We start from the raw sequence: 16,104 nt of genomic DNA on the forward strand, positions 1-16,104 counted from the left end.
ACTAAAGAGTATTTAACCATGTTGAAAATTGTTAAAACTTCACTGATTGTAACCGCGGCATCTTTTGCTTTCTCTTCAACTGCAAGTGCAGACGTTAACGAAGCACTGGCAAACATCTGTACTATCGTTCAGGCAGATGACAAAGGCGAGCTTCGCAAAAAGCTGCGTGCGGTAGAATCTGATTACCGTCTTAAGCTGCACGACTACTACTCAGCGATTTCTTGCGGTGGCGACAGCCTTATCCGCACTGCGATTAAGAACAACGCAGTAGAAGCAGGCACACTGCTGGTTAAGAAAATGCCAAGCCGTGACCTGGAAACCGCAGAAGCTGACGGAAAAACACTTCAGGCATGGATTGCTGAACAGGGCCTGGAATCAAGCCCGATTGCGGCGGAGCTAAGCTCACGCATCTAAGGCCAGGGCCTTACAGCAACACCATGTGACCATTTCAACATGGTAGTGGAGACACCTCCACATCGTAGCCCCGCAAGGGGCTACACCTTTTTTGGGCGCCTGAAAATTACGTTATAGCCTTTCATTTTCAAGCCGCCAGTCTGCGATATCCCATATCCCTTTCTCTGTAAGACGCGTTAACGCAGCGTTGAGTGCTGCCGGCAGATACGGTGTGGCAACCGCTAAAAACGAGCGCGCCGATGCGGGTTGACCCCGCCTGACTTTTTCGGTGAACCGTTGCCAGAGCGTAAAAATGGTCAGGTCATGATGCTGTCTGACTGCCCGGTCAATCTGATACATCATGAGCAAACCGCAACTGTAATGCACCGAAGGGCGTGCTCTGGCGGCGTCGGCATAGACTGTCTGGCCTTGTGTGTCCCTGGCGCAGTCGGCCTGCGCGGTTGCCACGCGGGTTTGCAGGTAAGCGGGATCTGAGGCCAGTCCGGCGAACAGGTCGGCCGCCCCTTCATGAACCCACGCCTCTTCAGGCGCATTTATCTGACTTGCTTCACGCTGAAACAAGTGTGCTACCTCATGCGCAAAAAACCAGAAGGTAGCCTGGCTGTCAAAGGGATGAATAGACTTATAGCCGTACCAGTGCATAAAAATCTGACCTGGCAGGGTGCCTCCCTGATTGCCATACTGCCCATTTTCACGGTCATGGTATGAGGCAAACAAGGCGGGACGATAATTGAGCGCACCCAGATGACCGGCAAAGAAGCCGACAAGCAGGGGTAGCTGTGTACGAATACTCTCGTGCAGAGCCGGGGGAAGCGTGCTGTCGATGATACTGATAAAGTGCGTGTCGCTGACGGGGGCCGCCGGCCCAACATAAATTTTTTGTCCGTTTGCGGCATCGGTCCACTGCACTCTGGCGTTATAGATCTTACCGCCCACAATGATGTTGTCCTGCACCGGGGCGGTTACCATCATCTGCCAGCGGGCGTGACGGTCATCGCAGGTGTCGGCACAGACAAAAAAGCGACCACTGTGAAACAGCATACCGCCATCGGAGAACGGCGAAAACGGGGCGTACTCTTTTGCCAGCGGATGATAACTGGCATCCAGAATAAACGACGCGTTATCGAAGGGCGCCCTGTCACGTCGCCGAATGATTTCGCTGCCCTCGTGATAGTCAATCATCATGTCCGGTGACAGCGATGTCCAGCGACGCTGACGGGATTTGTCAGGGTTTCTGACGAAAGTCAGTTGGGTTACCGGCGCATCGGACAGATAGGTGACCAGCCAGTCACCCACCGTGGTTTTGGTAATAGCAATGTTGATTTGTTCTGCCCTGCCCGGCAGTGTGACACACAACAGCGCCATAAAAAGCAGCAGCGGGCTAACGCGTGGAAGAGGATTTTTCACCGTTCATGTCCTGATTTGATATAACTGTACTCACAGAGAAACGCGCTGACCGGGCGTCTTTTTATTAATCATGCACCAGACACTGTAGATGACACAATGAATGCCAGCGAGAAAGAAAAAATTGTGCTTGAACATCAGGCCGCAAAATTATTCATGCGCTGGTATGAGTCCATCACCGGCCGGGAAATTCGCCATATCTGGCATAACCAGCCACAAAAGCCGGATGTATCCTGCTACCTGGACGGGCAGCGTCTGGACATGGAAATAGCGCATCTGTATGGCAGTGAACCCGACGCCATGCGTATTTTAAAGCGTGAGTTATCGGCTAAAACCAAAGCCGAACTGAAAAAGCAGGCGGGCCTGACCAATACCGATGAACGTTTGATGGAAGCGCTGCATCGCATCCTGGTCAATAAATCGAAAAAGTCCTATCACTCGGAACGGGTCTGGCTGGTGATCCGCAACGCCAACGCCTGCTGGGACCGGCAGCGTATTGAGGCGCTGAAATCGCGAATTCGTGTTCCCGCAAACCACCCGTTTGAACAAATCTGGATTGTCTGCGATATGAAAGGCGAAACCGGTATTGTGCGTCTTTATCCCTCACGTGAACCGCAGCATTAAAAAAACGCCCCGTGAAGGCGGGGCGTTGTATGTTGTTGTAACGGCGTAATTAGTCTGCCAGCTCGGCGGCAATCCACTGGTCGACTAAGCGCTCCATAATATCCAGCGGGACCGCGCCGTTTTTCAGGATCACATCATGAAACTCACCCAGCGTGAACTTGTCACCCAGTGCGGCTTTTGCCTTTTCGCGAACGGCCAGAATTTTCATCATGCCCACTTTATAAGCGGTCGCCTGGCCCGGAATGACAATATAGCGCTCGATTTCAGACACTACATCAGACTCGGCAATGCCGGTGTTTGACTTCATGTAGTCAATTGCCTGCTCACGAGTCCAGCGTTTATGGTGAATACCGGTGTCGACCACCAGACGAACGGCACGGAACAGTTCGGCCTGAAGGCGACCAATATTGTCATAAGGATCGTTCTGGAAGCCCAGTTCCCAGGCAAGGTATTCTGCATACAATGCCCAGCCTTCGGTGTAAGCAACAAACGGCGACAGGGTGCGAAAAATGGGCAGGCCTTCCAGCTCCATTGAAATGGCTATCTGGAAATGGTGACCCGGGATCCCCTCATGGTATGCCAGCGTGCGCATACCGTATTTCGGCGTCGCTTTAATGTCATAGAGGTTGGCGTAAAACACGCCGGGGCGTGATCCATCCATTGACGGGCGCTCATAATAAGCTCCTGGTGCGGTTTTTTCCTTGAATTCCGGAATACGTTTTACGGTCATTCCGGCGTCAGGACGCAACGAAAAGCTGTCACCCAGACCGGCGTTAATCTCGTCCAGAATGGTCTGGTAATCTTCCAGAATCTGCGCCCGGCCCTCGTCGGTATCCGGATAGTAAAATTCGGGTTGTGCTGCCAGCGTGTCCATGGCTGCCGTGAAACCTTCACTGACATCATAGCCCTCAGCCGCCAGTATATTGAGGATCTCGGCCTGGATACGCGCCACTTCCGACAGGCCAATGGTGTGGATCTCTTCAGCCGTGTAGTCGGTTGTGGTCATAAAGCGCAGCGCCAGCTCATAAACTTTATCGCCGTCCGGCAGGTGCCAGATACCATCGTCGGTGCCCGCAACCTCTTTTAATGGCGTGAAATAGTCAATCAGCATCTGATAGGTGGGGTACACCGTATTCTGAATGGCCACTTCCGCGCGTGACAAAAAGGCAGCCGCCTGATCATCGCTAATCTCTTCAGACTCCTCCATCTTGCGTGCCAGTGAGGTATACAGGATGTTGTCAGTAGCGGGCGTATCGATAAACCCCTGCATTTCATCAATTACGCGCTGGATGACAAATTTCGGTGGATAGATACCCATTTCCTCACGAACGCGCATCCCTTCCAGTTCCTGCGTGTAATAGCGGCGCGACTCGTTAAGACGGGACAGGTAATGTTCGACACTTTCTGCGTCAGTAATGCGGTGCTGGGAGTCCATAAAACTGGGGAAACCGCTTTGTGAACCTGACATCTGGTTGAACGGATAACTGTGGTAACGGTAGGTTTCAAAGCCTTTGGCAGTATCCAGTAAATAGAGCGCAATTTCCTTCGACAGACGCTCTTCTTCGGTCAGGCTCTCGTCGTCATAGGTAAGCAGGGTCTCGCGCGCCGCATTCAGACGGGCAAACATGGCGGTGCCGCTGGCTTCACTGGCGTCGTTCAGGTGCGCGTTATGTTCGGTGATCCCGAGTTTTTCCAGCACGCCGATTGAGGTCAGCGTTTGTGGCGAGTCCAGCGCCTCTTTAATCAGGGTACGGTTTAAGAAGTTGTTGAGCGAAAACGGCTTATCGGCATACCACTCGTGTGCTCCCCATGATGTGCCAAGCACAATCACAACCAGGAGTCCAAGTCCCAGCCACTTAAAAAATCCTTTCATACTAATCTCTTATTGTTATGGTTACAGGTTAATATAACCACAGGTAACCAGCAGATGATACAAGCACGATGAACGGGAACGCCGAATTGCCTAAAGGATTAAATCGTAATTGTCTGACGCGGCTCAGGGATCGTTGGCGACCAGCCTTGTTTTTTCAATTCTGACTGGAGCGCCTGTTTCGCCATCTCCTCGCCGTGCACCAAAAAGAGCTTTGGTTTTGAAGGCTTAAAATGGTTAACCCACTCTATTAGCTGAGATTGACTGGCGTGGGCAGAGAAGCCACCTAGCGTGTGAATCTGCGCATTGACAGCAATATTTTCCCCGGCCATTTTGATGTGTTTGGCACCATCAACCAGTATCCGTCCTGGTGTCCCCATTGCCTGGTATCCTACGATAACCACATGGGACTGATGTCGCCATAAATTATGCTTGAGATGATGGCGAATCCGCCCACCATTGCACATGCCACTGCCTGCGATAATAATCGCCCCTCTGTCAATCCGGTTCAGTGCGATCGATTCTTCCGTGCTGACGGAATAGCGCAGTGTCGGCAAAAAAGAATGCAGGCTTTTCAAATGACGCGGTGAATGGTCATGCGCCTGAATCGCTGTCTTGTCTTCACGGTTATAAACATCCTGGTAACGGTGGTAAATCTCCGTCACTGCAATAGCCATAGGACTGTCAAGACAGACAAGTTGCTGTGGCAGCTTTCCTTTTTGATAAAGTTCGCCAAGACGAAAAATAATCTCCTGGGTTCTGCCTACAGCAAATGATGGAATTAGAATATTACCACCGTCTCTCGAAGCTTCTGTTAGTACTGCCTCAAATTCTTCAAGGGTATCGTGCATGGAACGGTGTTCACGATCGCCATAAGTGGACTCCATAAGCACCACATCGGCATCCTGCAGGTACTCCGGATCGCGCAGCAATGCAGCTTGCGCATTACCTAAATCGCCTGAAAATACCAGTTTTCGTGGAGCACCGCCTTCTTCAATAACAAGTTCTACAATGGATGAACCCAGTATGTGGCCTGCATCATACATTGTCAGCGTCACATCCTGACTGACCGATACCTTTTCGTGGTACTCGACCCCCTGACAGCAGTGCAGTGTGTCCTCAACATCGTCTAGCGTGTAAAGTGGGTCGATTTCTTTTTTACCCGAGCGCCGGCGCCGCTTATTTTCCCACTCAACATCCCTTAACTGCAGTGAAGCGGCGTCATTCAACAGGACTTCAATCAAATCGAGCGTTGGAGAGGTCATGTATATAGGCCCCTGGTAACCATGGTTAACCAGCAATGGCAACCGTCCTGAGTGGTCAAGATGAGCATGAGAGAGAATAACGGCGTCAATCGAAGAAGGGCTAAATGGCAATGACTTTCTGTTCGCAGCCTCCTCTTCTTTTCGACCCTGAAAAAGACCGCAATCAAGCAGAATAGTGGAAGACTGTGTTTTAAGTAAGTACATGGAGCCGGTGACACCTTCAACGGCACCCAAGAACGTCAGTGTTGCCATAGTTTATTCCTTTTTATTCAGGCTACTGCAGTGTTGCTTTCTTCTTCAGTAGCGTTTTTGTCGGGGCGTAACGCCGCTGCCAGTGCAGTAATGCGGTGGGCGGCTTTATGCCAGGTTCTGGCGATGTGCCAGGCATCATGCAGGCAGTCAATCGCACTGGACATTTGGGATATTCCTACCTCATGTAATGTCCCTGCTGTGATGAGTGAAGTTTTTATCTGTTCATGCGAGCGTTCCAGATTTTCCAGTGAAATCTGTTCATGAGGAGCGGCGTCTGATGTTGTTCCTGACAGCAGTGACAGGCCTTCATAAACATGTTTTACGAACTCATCCAGTTGTTGTTCCAGGTCTTCGCTATTTAGCCGTTCGCGCGACGATAAAGAGCCTGCGAGCATCTCTGTCGCATGAATACAATCGTAAAGGTAATGATTTACGCGCATCAGTGTTGAAAGCTGCTCCGTCACTTCCTCACTCAACTCAGCCCGATCGACACTGACGATAAAAGTTGATATCTGCTCACAAAGCGACTTTGCGACGGTGGCTTGTCGATGAAAGTAATGAATGTCGTGCATGGCCTTGTATGCTGCCAGTTGATAAAGCTGCAGCAGACGTTGTTGTAAGGCTTCTACCTCGTTCAGTATCGCGTTAACAGCGAGTGCAGGCGTGATGGCTACGGTTGCGTCCAAAAAGCGAGGGTGAGATTCGGTTTCTTCCCAGCTTAGAAAACGTTTTTCGAGCCAGGCTGCCAGCACGTGGATGAACGGGTACATGAGAAGCAGACCAAGAAAGTTAAACAGCGTATGAAACAGCGCCAGTGAAACAGCACTGTTGTAGGGCATGCTCACAGCCTCGCTTAACCACTCAATAGCAACAAAAAGTAACGGTAAAATCAGCAGAGCAACAACGGCGGTTACAAAATTAAAAATCACCTGGGCTGCAGCAGCACGTTTGGCCGCCGACGTCGCGCCGATAGCAGCAAGCGCCGCCGTCGATGTTGTGCCAATATTTGCGCCAATGATCATTGAGCCAGCCGCATACATACCAATCACGCCGCTTGATGCCGCGGTTATTGTGATGGCGACCGTTGCGCTGGATGACTGTGTTAGTATCGTTACGAGAATGCCGACAAGGAGGTAAATGATAATGCCTGAAATACCCTGTGTGGTTAGCTGATCGAGCGAAAAGGATGTAACCAGACTGTCAAAGGAACTCTTTAAAATATCAATGCCAGTGAAGAAAAGGCCAAAGCCGACAAGAACAGTACCCACCGCAGAAGATTTTCCTCGCTGGGAAATCAGTCTCATAGCCATACCAATACCAATCAGCGGCAAGGCGACCGCTTCAACATTGACTTTAAATCCGAGCACCGCGACCAGCCAGCCAGTCATAGTGGTCCCTATGTTGGCACCAAAAATAATGCCCAGCACCTGACGCAAATTAATCAGCCCTGCATTCACAAACCCCAACGAGGCGACGGTGACGGCACTCGATGACTGCACAATAGCGGTCATGGTGAAACCGGTGATGATGCCCCTGGCCGGGGTATTGGTCCAGACGGCAAGCAGGTGGCGCAGGCTCTCGCCCGCAGCGGCTTTTAGTCCATCGGTCATCATTCCGATGGCGAGAATAAACAGGCCCAGACCGCCAAGGGCGCCGCCAATCAGTGTGACTGTGTCTGACATTATGATTGTTGTTGGTACGTCATGCCTTATGTATAGCAAACTCTGACTTATTTACCTTGCGGAAGATCAACGAAGGAGGAGATGGCATAGTGTAATGTCAGTATTGTAGATTTATCGGATATCACGAATGAAGGTGCCCTCATGACAATGAATCGCCACTTTTACACACCGGCACAAGGCCACAATCTGGCCCATGATCCGTTCAATGCCATTATAGCGCCGCGGCCGATTGGCTGGATTTCGTCTGTGGACGCACAGGGCAAGGTCAATCTGGCGCCGTACAGCTTTTTTAATGCGTTTAATTATGTGCCGCCGATTATCGGCTTTGCCAGCGTGGGCTATAAGGACACGCTACGCAATATCGAGCAGACCGGGGAATTTTGCTGGAACATGGTGAATGCCCCGCTGGCACAGGCCATGAACGAGACCTGTCGGCCTGTTGAACCGGGCGTGGATGAGTTTGATCTGGCCGGGCTGGAAAAGTCTCCCTCGCAGCATATCAGTGTGCCGTTCGTCAGTGCCAGCCCGGTGGTCATGGAATGCCGGAAAACGCAGATTGTGCAGTTGCAGGGGGCGTCCGGCGAGACAGTCGATACCTGGATGGTGTTTGGCGAGGTGGTGGGCGTGCACATCGACACTGCGCTGCTTAAAGATGGGGTATTCCAGACGGCCGCAGCGCAGCCTTTACTGCGCGCAGGCGGGCCTGGCGATTACTTTACGATTAGTGAAGACAACAAACTGTTTATGCCTCGCCCCCGCTAGATTATGCGGGCCGGAGACGTTATCCCGGCCCGGGGGATAAATTACTGTGCAGGAGGCCGGGCGCCGATCTCCGGCATCGGGTTGCTTCGCAGCCAGGCTTCCAACTGATAGGCTATCGCCATCACAGTCGCGTCATCGCCCTTTTTGCCCATCACGGAGAGACCCACGGGCAGCCCATGTACCTTACCCAGAGGCAGCGTGATATGCGGGTATCCGGCGACAGCCGGATAGGTGGACACACCGCCGCTGCCGTTATCGCCGTTAACCACATCAATACTCCAGGCGGGGCCACGCGTAATTGCTATCAGTACATCGGCGCTGTTGTCATCAAGTAACTGGTTGATGCCAGACTGCGTTTCTCTGCGAACCGCCGACAGCGCCTGCTGGTACTCTGGCTCATCAAGCGTGCCCTTTTCCTGCGCTTTAACAAAAATCTCCTGCATGAAATAAGGCATTTCCCGCTCGCGGTTTTGCTGATTGAACGCAATCAGCGACTCCAGCGTTTTGACCCGATCGGCCACCGGCAAATCAGTGAGGTAGTGATTCAGCGTATGCTTAAATTCGTAAAGCAGGACGGTATATGTGTCGTTCCAGAAGCCGTCATAGGGTGAATGACTGAGCTTGTCAGTAATATCGACATCGGCGGCTTTAAGCGCCTCGATGAGACTGGCTTCCAGTGCTGCGACTGACTCATGACGGGTGGCTGATGAGTGTACCCAGCCCAGGCGCACCTGACTCAGCGGCGTCTTTGTAATATCACTCAGCCCGGTGCGTGTGATGCCTTCTTCACGGGTGGCGCTGTCGCGCGGGTCTTCAGACTGCATCGCTGCCAGAATGATGGCCGCATCCATCACCGATGCCGTCATCGGGCCGGCGGTATCCTGGGTGTGCGATATAGGTACCACGCCAAACCGGCTGACCAGCCCAACGGTCGGTTTCATGCCGACCACACCGTTCATTGAGGCCGGACACGTAATTGAGCCGTTGGTTTCTGTGCCAATGGCGGCGACAGCAAAGCCGGCAGCAACGGCTGCACCTGACCCTGAGCTTGAGCCGCAGGGTGTACGGGAAGGATCGTGTGGATTACGGGTTTGTCCGCCTACCGCACTCCAGCCCGACGATGAGCGCTCTGAGCGCATATTAGCCCATTCACTTAAGTTGGTTTTACCCAAAATCACCGCTCCGGCGTTACGAAGATTGGCTGTGAGCGTGGCATCCCGTCCGGTCTGCATGTTGGCAAAGGCCAGTGAGCCCGCCGTGGTGGGCATATCAAGGGTTTCAATGTTGTCCTTAATCAGGATGGGAATGCCGTGCAGCGGGCCACGCAGTTGCCCGGCCTTGCGCTCTTCATCCCGTTGGCGCGCGATATCCAGTGCCACTGGGTTGGTGGTGATGACCGAGTTATAGGCGCCATCCTCTGCCTGAATGCGGCGCAGATAAAAGTCGGTAAGTGCTTCAGAAGTCAGGCGGCCTGCCCCCATCTCTTCCTGCAGTTGCAAAATGGTCATCGACGTCCATGGCGCTTTGTCGGGAGCGCTTTGGTGACGGGTTGTGCAACCAGCAACAAGCACAAGTGAGACCAGCAAAAAAACAGCGCGCAACAGCGTAAACATAAACAAACTCCCGGTAGCGTAGTAAAGGCGGTAAACAGGCAACAACCTAACAGTAACGTTGTAATGCGCAAAAAGTGTACTTATTTTTGCTCGCGCTTTTGTGAATTGTTTTTAATGCGTTCGCGGATATAGCCGTCTATGTTGCTGCGTTCCGAACAAGTGAGCGTGCCGCCGGTAATGCCGCTGAGTACTGCGATGGTCTTATTCACCGCACTGTCACAATTCACAATGGTGGGTTTAACGGCACCAGGCACCGCGTCCGGCTCACTGCTTGCACGTGGGTCGATCAGAACGGGCGAGCGGCGCAGGCGGCGGAAATTCTCAGCGGCCTGCTGGCTGTCCTGTTGCTGCCGGGCAGCATCGTACTCACTCATGTACTGATTAAGTGCTGCTCTGGGATTGAACCTGCCGGCCTCCCGGTTGCGCTCAGATGATGTGTCAGCGTGTGTTTGTTGTGAGGCGGGTGGCTGTGGGGCCACCTCGACGGGCGCAGATTCAGCTCTCAACGGCTCAGTGCTTACCGGTTCAATGTCTGGCGGCACGTTTTGCTGTTTAGGTGAGGGCGCGGGTGATGCTTCAGGCGTCGCCGACAGTGTGGCTGGCTGAGGCTGGAGCACAGGGATGATCAGTCTGGCCTGTATCGGTGGCGCTTTCTTCGCCACCGGGCGGGCGCTGTGCTGGCTGAATAACAGTAAAACTGCGCCATGCAGCGAAAGCGATACGATCAGGGCGACCCACAGGGTACGGGAAGGCCGTCGGTGAACCGGCAAACGTCCGTGTTGTGGCGGTAGTATCAGGTCAGGCGTCATCATACCCACAAACAGACCGCCAATAGTCAGAACAAGTTCCGTTGGGGCTTTACAAACACGCCTGACATGCATGCGTGGTTTCGGTGCAGCAGAAAGCGGCTGCACCATAATGGTGCTAAAACCGCACCGTTTGTTTCAGCTGATTTTAATAACCTGTTGATATTCATGATTTTTAATTTGTGGCACAGGAATTGTGTTACTCACAGGCAAACAACGATACGTGCGATAAAACCACAACATACTGGGAGCAACACTCATGAAACTAGTCACAGCAATCATCAAGCCGTTCAAGCTGGATGATGTTCGTGAAGCCATTTCAGAAATCGGTATTGACGGCCTGACCGTCACCGAAGTGAAAGGTTTCGGACGTCAGAAAGGCCATACCGAACTCTACCGTGGCGCGGAATATCAGGTTGATTTTCTGCCGAAGGTGAAACTGGAAATTGCGGTTAAGGACGATCAGGTTGAACGCCTGGTTGAAGCCATCGTCGGCGCGGCGAAAACCGGCAAAATCGGTGACGGTAAAGTCTTCGTTTACGACCTTGAACATGCCGTGCGTATCCGTACGGGCGAGTCTGATGGTGATGCGATCTAACGCCACCCTGAACACATTGCGGAGAACTCTATAATGGAAATCACATTTGAGCTTGGGTACGCCTTAGATACCTTCTACTTTTTGATTTGCGGTGCACTGGTTATGTGGATGGCAGCAGGTTTTGCCATGCTGGAAGCCGGCCTGGTGCGTGCTAAAAATACCACTGAAATTCTGACTAAAAACATTGCGCTGTTTGCCATTGCCTGCACCATGTACATGGTGTGTGGTTACGGCATCATGTACGGCGGCGGAGACTGGGGCCCGTTCCTGAGTGGCATTATGGCTGACGGCGCGACTGATGTCGCAGAAGATCCTGCCACCTATGCACCCTCAGCAGACTTCTTCTTCCAGGTTGTGTTTGTGGCAACCGCCATGTCTATTGTGTCAGGTGCCGTTGCTGAACGTATGAAACTGTGGGCCTTTCTGGCGTTTGCGGTTGTCATGACTGGCTTTATTTACCCAATGGAAGGTGCATGGACCTGGGGCAGCGAGGCGGTGTTTGGCATGTACACGCTGGGTGATCTGGGTTTCTCTGACTTTGCTGGCTCTGGTATTGTCCATATGGCGGGTGCTGCTGCCGCATTGGCAGGTGTACTGGTACTGGGCGCCCGTAAAGGCAAATATACTGCAGACGGTAAAGTCAATGCGATTCCGGGTGCGAACCTGCCGCTGGCAACACTGGGTACCTTCATTCTGTGGATGGGCTGGTTTGGCTTTAACGGTGGTTCAGTGCTGGCGACTGCCACGGTAGAAAGTGCTAACGCTGTCGCCGTGGTGTTCATGAACACCAACGCCGCCGCAGCCGGTGGTACGATTGCCGCGTTGATTCTGGCGCGCATTCTGTTTGGTAAAGCGGATCTGACCATGGCACTGAACGGTGCACTGGCAGGCCTGGTAGCTATCACGGCAGAACCATCAACGCCAACGCCGCTGCTGGCAACTTTGTTTGGCGCGCTCGGTGGTATTCTGGTGGTCTTCAGCATTGTCACGCTGGACAAGCTGAAAATTGACGATCCGGTGGGTGCGATTTCAGTACACGGTGTGGTTGGTCTGCTGGGTCTGTTACTGGTTCCGGTGACTAACGATGGATCAAGCTTCTCTGGTCAAATCATTGGCGCGCTGACAATCTTCGTTTGGGTATTTGTCACCAGTCTGGTTGTGTGGCTAATCATCAAAGCGGTGATGGGCGTCCGTGTGAGTGAAGAAGAAGAGTTTGAAGGCGTGGATCTGAGCGAGTGTGGTCTGGAAGCTTACCCAGACTTCACCGGCAGCCGGTCTTAAACCCTGGTCTGAACAGATGACCGAATAACGAAAACAACAACATCTGTCTCACTTCCTTTAAACCCCGCGTTAGCGGGGTTTTTTTATGTGTTTATTTCAGTGTGATGATAAGTATAAACAGGGTGTCCTTTATTTCAGCGGCAACTGTCCATCCACACTGACGGCAAATGCGTTTGACGAGATGCAGGCCCTGACCGAGGCCCTGACTGGTATTTGCTTTTACCTGCGGAGCCAGGATATCCCCATCGGGCAGCACGTCCACCGGATTTTTAAAAATAAGCTGCTGTCCTTTCATCTCAATGGTCAGTGATACCGTGCTGGCATGGTTCACCACATTATCCAGCAGGTTGTTGATCAGAATGTGCAGCAGGTTTTTGTTGCAGGTAGTGCGGCAGGTCGGTGGCACCGTGATGGTCAGCTCAGCGTTCTCGGTACTGCAAAACGAGAAATGATTAACCACGCAATGCTCAATTTCCTGACGCAGCGACAAGGTCTCAGTGTCGACAGACTCTTCCCGCGATAATGCGAGCAACACGTTCAGTGATTGTTCAATATCGTTCACGGCCGTCTTCACACGTGACACAGAGTCTGCGTCCAGTGAGGTGTCTGAACGCAGTCTGCTGGCAACCAGCTTTAGCACAGCGACGGGCGTGCGAAGCTCATGGCTGATGTCGCGGGAGAAGTCCGTTTCGCGCGCTAACGCGGCATGTAAGCGGTTAAAACTGTCGCTGATAGTGTGAGCAAGGTAGCCAATCTCATCGTTGGCAAAGTGCTGCTCAAACGTCAGCCTTGTTCCCTCGGTCTGGTTTGATACGCCCGATGCAATATGCTGTAAGGGATTCACGACCAAATGTGCAAGGTAGCGAGCCAGTATCACTGCACACACTACCATCACCCCCAGCACCAGCAGGATCCACGGAATAAGTTTCGGCAGATAAATTTTTGATATCTCATAAGACGACACATTGGCCGACAACAACCAGAGTTTGTTGCCCAGCGCTACTTCCCGCAGGTGAACGGTGCCGCCATCATCGAGGGGAAATTCAATGCGCTGAGGAGACTGGCTGTGCAACTGCTGAATGCGTTGAGGTAATGCTTCCCATCCCGGATGCAGCGTCATAAAAGGAATGCGAGGACTTACCACCTGTCCTGTTGAAGTAAACTGTTGCTCGATATAGCGCGCTTCCTGTGCAACCAGCTGGTTAAAGATATTGTCTTCAATCAGCCAGGCATACAGGATCAGCAGGCTGATGAAAAACAACGAAACGAACACCGTGAAACTGATTATCAGCCAGCGGATCTTGCGCCGGATAGAATCTCTGAACATCATTTTACACCGATAACCTGAAGCCAATACCGTGGATGGTTTTAAGCATGTCTGTTGCAAAGGGCTTGTCGAGCGCCTGGCGAAGTGTGTAGATATGCGAGCGGACCGCGTCGCTGTCGGGGAAGTCCGGGCCCCAAACCTTTTGAATGATTTCCTGGCGGCTCACCGCGTTAGGGTACGCCTGCACCAATAGCTGTAATATCTGAAAATCGGTACTGCTCAGCTTTACGTCGGTTCCATTGCGTTTTACTACCTGCTGTCTGGCATTAAAACTCAGCTCACCAATGATGACCGTTTGCGACTGGTGCAACTGGTGCCGGCGCATCAGTGCCCGGCAACGGAGTAACAGCTCATGATGATCGAATGGCTTTGTCAGGTAATCGTCGGTACCGGCGTCAAAGCCCCGGGTTTTATCCTCGATACTGTCTCTTGCGGTGAGCATCAGAACCGGTGGCACGGGGTCGATGTGTTCCTTGATAAACTGACAGATATCAATACCGCTCATATCGGGTAACATCACATCCAGAATGACCACGTCATAGCGGTGATCGGTAATCAGTGAGACAGCCTGTTTTCCATTCGCAGCGTAATCCACCTCAATTCCCTGATGTTCCAGAAAATCGCAGATTTCCGTCGCAAGCGCCCTGGTATCCTCTACCAGTAGTAACCGGGTATGTTCATTCATGGGTTATCACTTATTTACTGTCTTGCTGTGATGCCGGCAGCATGTTCAACGGCGGCCTGAATATCAGCGTCAGTGCCGGCGCTTATCTGTTCACTGGTTATTGTCACACGAATATCCGGCTTCACGCCGCTAACCTCCGTACTGCCATCAGGCCTGACCAAAAGACGCGTTGCAACGTAGGCGCGCAACTCTGAGTGTGGAAGGTTGAACAGGTTTCCCTGGGCGGTCTGGTTAGCATAGCCGCCTGTCTGGCGACCAACAAGCGTTGCCATGGCGTTATCTTTTACCGCCGTGGCAAACACAATGGCCGATGAATAGGTCAGCGGGCTTATCAGTACGTAGGCATTGCCGCTGAATCTGCGCGAGTCATCAACAGGGTCCAGCCACTCACCCCATTCTTCCTGCAGCATATCACCCACCTCACCGCGGTAGTTAAACAGCCCGCGGTTGTCGGTGTTCAGCCGCTCACGCAGTGAGGATATCATCCTGAATGGCTGGTCAGCGAGGTGTCGGGCGAGATAACTGGCGGTATCGGTATTACCGCCGCCGTTTTCACGAATATCAATGATCAGCGTTTTTATGCCCTGCTGACGTATCTGCAGGAAAGTGGCATCGACAAAATCTTCAAACCAGTCAGGGCTGACATCGAACGTGGCGACCTTCAGGTAGCCGGTGTCTTTGCTCAGGACGCGGTACGCGAAGTCGCTGCCGATATCCGGCTGACTGGCCGGCTGCCAGTTATCATCAGGGCGGATACTAATTTGGTGTATGTTGTCGCTGGTCTGTACGTCCAGATCAAACCGATCAACAAAGCCATACACGGCCCACAGCATCATCGGGAAGCGGGCGGCAACGACATGCTTCCGCAGGAGCTCAGTCTCTCCACCAACAAATTGCTGGGCATGAGAAAAAATCGTCTCCACATTAACATCATTGATACGCAGTAAACGGGTACCCTTGCGCAGCGTCTGTCCGTTCGCGTGGTAATCATATTTAACAAAGATGCCTGACGGAAACACATCCAGTGCGAACGGAAACATCAGTGCACCTTCTTCTTTTAACGCCTGATACTCCTGATAAGGCCAGAGCAGGAAGGTATGCCCGTCGTTGAAATAGTGAGAGAGGGTGCCGACTTCACGGAAGAACTCTACACGGGTCAGCGGCCGGATTAACCCTGCCTTTATGCGCGCAGCCTGCTGATGTATCTGGCTTATGTCAGCATAGCGGGAATAAGCCGGATGGCGCTCCGTCACACCGGCAATAAAAGCGTCGATATCGTCATACAGTTTTTCAGGCGCAATTTTTTGATCGGTTAAGCCCGGATTACTTAAGTCCGGAAAAATCTCCAGATGTTTTGATGTGCAGCCTGTAATAAGCAGTAATGCTGCACTGCATAGCCCGATAAGTACATGTTGCATGCAGGGTTCTCTGTTTTGATAGAAAACCCGGATAGTACCAATCCAAATGTGAAGCAAATGTCGGCAGGTCGTCTTATGACACCTTCACATAAAGACGACATCC

General features: G+C 52.3%; 14 protein-coding genes. 5 read left to right on the plus strand and 9 right to left on the minus strand.

From position 1 onward, the window contains the following. Positions 1-18: 18 nt before the first annotated feature. Positions 19-414 carry a DUF3718 domain-containing protein gene (locus tag AB1N33_RS04155; RefSeq protein ID WP_411270279.1) on the plus strand — a complete coding sequence of 132 codons (396 nt, stop codon included), beginning with the start codon at positions 19-21 and terminating at the stop codon, positions 412-414. Between the two features lie 111 nt (positions 415-525). On the opposite strand, the gene AB1N33_RS04160 is transcribed toward AB1N33_RS04155, so the two are convergent. Continuing rightward, on the minus strand, positions 526-1,821 hold the full coding sequence (locus AB1N33_RS04160; protein ID WP_411270281.1) for a hypothetical protein: 1,296 nt from the start codon (positions 1,819-1,821) through the stop codon (positions 526-528). 96 nt (positions 1,822-1,917) lie between these two features. Between AB1N33_RS04160 and AB1N33_RS04165 the strand changes: the two genes are divergently transcribed. Continuing rightward, positions 1,918-2,442 carry a hypothetical protein gene (locus tag AB1N33_RS04165; protein WP_411270282.1) on the plus strand — a complete coding sequence of 175 codons (525 nt, stop codon included), beginning with the start codon at positions 1,918-1,920 and terminating at the stop codon, positions 2,440-2,442. A 49-nt stretch (positions 2,443-2,491) separates the two neighbouring features. Here AB1N33_RS04165 and AB1N33_RS04170 read toward each other — a convergent pair whose 3' ends face one another. The 3 genes from AB1N33_RS04170 to AB1N33_RS04180 all read right to left on the minus strand — a co-directional run bounded on the left by AB1N33_RS04170 (position 2,492) and on the right by AB1N33_RS04180 (position 7,511). After that, positions 2,492-4,315, minus strand: coding sequence for a DUF885 domain-containing protein (locus AB1N33_RS04170; protein WP_411270283.1), 1,824 nt, complete (start codon positions 4,313-4,315; stop codon positions 2,492-2,494). 98 nt (positions 4,316-4,413) lie between these two features. Continuing rightward, the gene (locus AB1N33_RS04175; RefSeq protein ID WP_411270284.1) at positions 4,414-5,829 is read right to left on the minus strand and encodes an MBL fold metallo-hydrolase RNA specificity domain-containing protein; all 1,416 of its coding nucleotides are present in this window, start codon (positions 5,827-5,829) and stop codon (positions 4,414-4,416) included. A gap of 17 nt (positions 5,830-5,846) precedes the next feature. Beyond that, complete coding sequence (locus tag AB1N33_RS04180) at positions 5,847-7,511, minus strand: Na/Pi cotransporter family protein (RefSeq protein ID WP_411270285.1); 1,665 nt, start codon at positions 7,509-7,511, stop codon at positions 5,847-5,849. A 141-nt stretch (positions 7,512-7,652) separates the two neighbouring features. Here AB1N33_RS04180 and AB1N33_RS04185 point away from each other — a divergent pair, with 141 nt between their 5' ends. Beyond that, the gene (locus tag AB1N33_RS04185; protein WP_411270286.1) at positions 7,653-8,273 is read left to right on the plus strand and encodes a flavin reductase family protein; all 621 of its coding nucleotides are present in this window, start codon (positions 7,653-7,655) and stop codon (positions 8,271-8,273) included. A gap of 41 nt (positions 8,274-8,314) precedes the next feature. Here AB1N33_RS04185 and AB1N33_RS04190 read toward each other — a convergent pair whose 3' ends face one another. Both AB1N33_RS04190 and AB1N33_RS04195 read right to left on the minus strand, forming a co-directional pair. Continuing rightward, positions 8,315-9,886 (minus strand): amidase, encoded by a 1,572-nt coding sequence (locus AB1N33_RS04190; RefSeq protein ID WP_411270287.1) that lies wholly within the window; start codon positions 9,884-9,886, stop codon positions 8,315-8,317. A gap of 80 nt (positions 9,887-9,966) precedes the next feature. Further along, complete coding sequence (locus AB1N33_RS04195) at positions 9,967-10,803, minus strand: hypothetical protein (RefSeq protein WP_411270288.1); 837 nt, start codon at positions 10,801-10,803, stop codon at positions 9,967-9,969. Between the two features lie 148 nt (positions 10,804-10,951). Between AB1N33_RS04195 and glnK the strand changes: the two genes are divergently transcribed. Both glnK and amtB read left to right on the plus strand, forming a co-directional pair. Beyond that, on the plus strand, positions 10,952-11,290 hold the full coding sequence (gene glnK, locus AB1N33_RS04200; RefSeq protein ID WP_411270289.1) for a P-II family nitrogen regulator: 339 nt from the start codon (positions 10,952-10,954) through the stop codon (positions 11,288-11,290). Positions 11,291-11,323: 33 nt separating this feature from the next. Continuing rightward, positions 11,324-12,571: an ammonium transporter AmtB gene (amtB, locus tag AB1N33_RS04205; protein ID WP_411270290.1), complete on the plus strand. Its 1,248-nt coding sequence runs from the start codon at positions 11,324-11,326 to the stop codon at positions 12,569-12,571. Positions 12,572-12,662: 91 nt separating this feature from the next. Here amtB and AB1N33_RS04210 read toward each other — a convergent pair whose 3' ends face one another. From AB1N33_RS04210 to AB1N33_RS04220, 3 genes are read right to left on the minus strand one after another with little or no spacing between them, the layout of a single operon-like run. Continuing rightward, entirely contained in the window at positions 12,663-13,901 is a 1,239-nt protein-coding gene (locus AB1N33_RS04210; RefSeq protein ID WP_411270291.1) for a sensor histidine kinase, read from the minus strand. Position 13,902: 1 nt separating this feature from the next. Continuing rightward, the gene (locus AB1N33_RS04215) at positions 13,903-14,583 is read right to left on the minus strand and encodes a response regulator transcription factor (RefSeq protein ID WP_411270292.1); all 681 of its coding nucleotides are present in this window, start codon (positions 14,581-14,583) and stop codon (positions 13,903-13,905) included. A gap of 14 nt (positions 14,584-14,597) precedes the next feature. Then, a complete protein-coding gene (locus tag AB1N33_RS04220) occupies positions 14,598-16,001 on the minus strand; it encodes a S41 family peptidase (RefSeq protein WP_411270293.1) in 1,404 nt (467 codons plus the stop codon). Between the last annotated feature and the right edge of the window lie 103 nt (positions 16,002-16,104).

This window comes from Alteromonas nitratireducens, from assembly GCF_040812025.1.
Lineage (GTDB): Bacteria > Pseudomonadota > Gammaproteobacteria > Enterobacterales > Alteromonadaceae > Alteromonas > Alteromonas nitratireducens.

Bases quoted from the DNA above. Each gene is read 5' to 3' on its own strand.
- AB1N33_RS04155 (WP_411270279.1), top strand. From the start codon at position 19: ATGTTGAAAATTGTTAAAACTTCACTGATTGTAACCGCGGCATCTTTT.
- AB1N33_RS04165 (WP_411270282.1), top strand. From the start codon at position 1,918: ATGAATGCCAGCGAGAAAGAAAAAATTGTGCTTGAACATCAGGCCGCA.
- AB1N33_RS04170 (WP_411270283.1), bottom strand. From the start codon at position 4,315: ATGAAAGGATTTTTTAAGTGGCTGGGACTTGGACTCCTGGTTGTGATT.
- AB1N33_RS04175 (WP_411270284.1), bottom strand. From the start codon at position 5,829: ATGGCAACACTGACGTTCTTGGGTGCCGTTGAAGGTGTCACCGGCTCC.
- AB1N33_RS04180 (WP_411270285.1), bottom strand. From the start codon at position 7,511: ATGTCAGACACAGTCACACTGATTGGCGGCGCCCTTGGCGGTCTGGGC.
- AB1N33_RS04185 (WP_411270286.1), top strand. From the start codon at position 7,653: ATGACAATGAATCGCCACTTTTACACACCGGCACAAGGCCACAATCTG.
- AB1N33_RS04190 (WP_411270287.1), bottom strand. From the start codon at position 9,886: ATGTTTACGCTGTTGCGCGCTGTTTTTTTGCTGGTCTCACTTGTGCTT.
- AB1N33_RS04195 (WP_411270288.1), bottom strand. From the start codon at position 10,803: ATGGTGCAGCCGCTTTCTGCTGCACCGAAACCACGCATGCATGTCAGG.
- glnK (WP_411270289.1), top strand. From the start codon at position 10,952: ATGAAACTAGTCACAGCAATCATCAAGCCGTTCAAGCTGGATGATGTT.
- amtB (WP_411270290.1), top strand. From the start codon at position 11,324: ATGGAAATCACATTTGAGCTTGGGTACGCCTTAGATACCTTCTACTTT.
- AB1N33_RS04210 (WP_411270291.1), bottom strand. From the start codon at position 13,901: ATGATGTTCAGAGATTCTATCCGGCGCAAGATCCGCTGGCTGATAATC.
- AB1N33_RS04215 (WP_411270292.1), bottom strand. From the start codon at position 14,583: ATGAATGAACATACCCGGTTACTACTGGTAGAGGATACCAGGGCGCTT.
- AB1N33_RS04220 (WP_411270293.1), bottom strand. From the start codon at position 16,001: ATGCAACATGTACTTATCGGGCTATGCAGTGCAGCATTACTGCTTATT.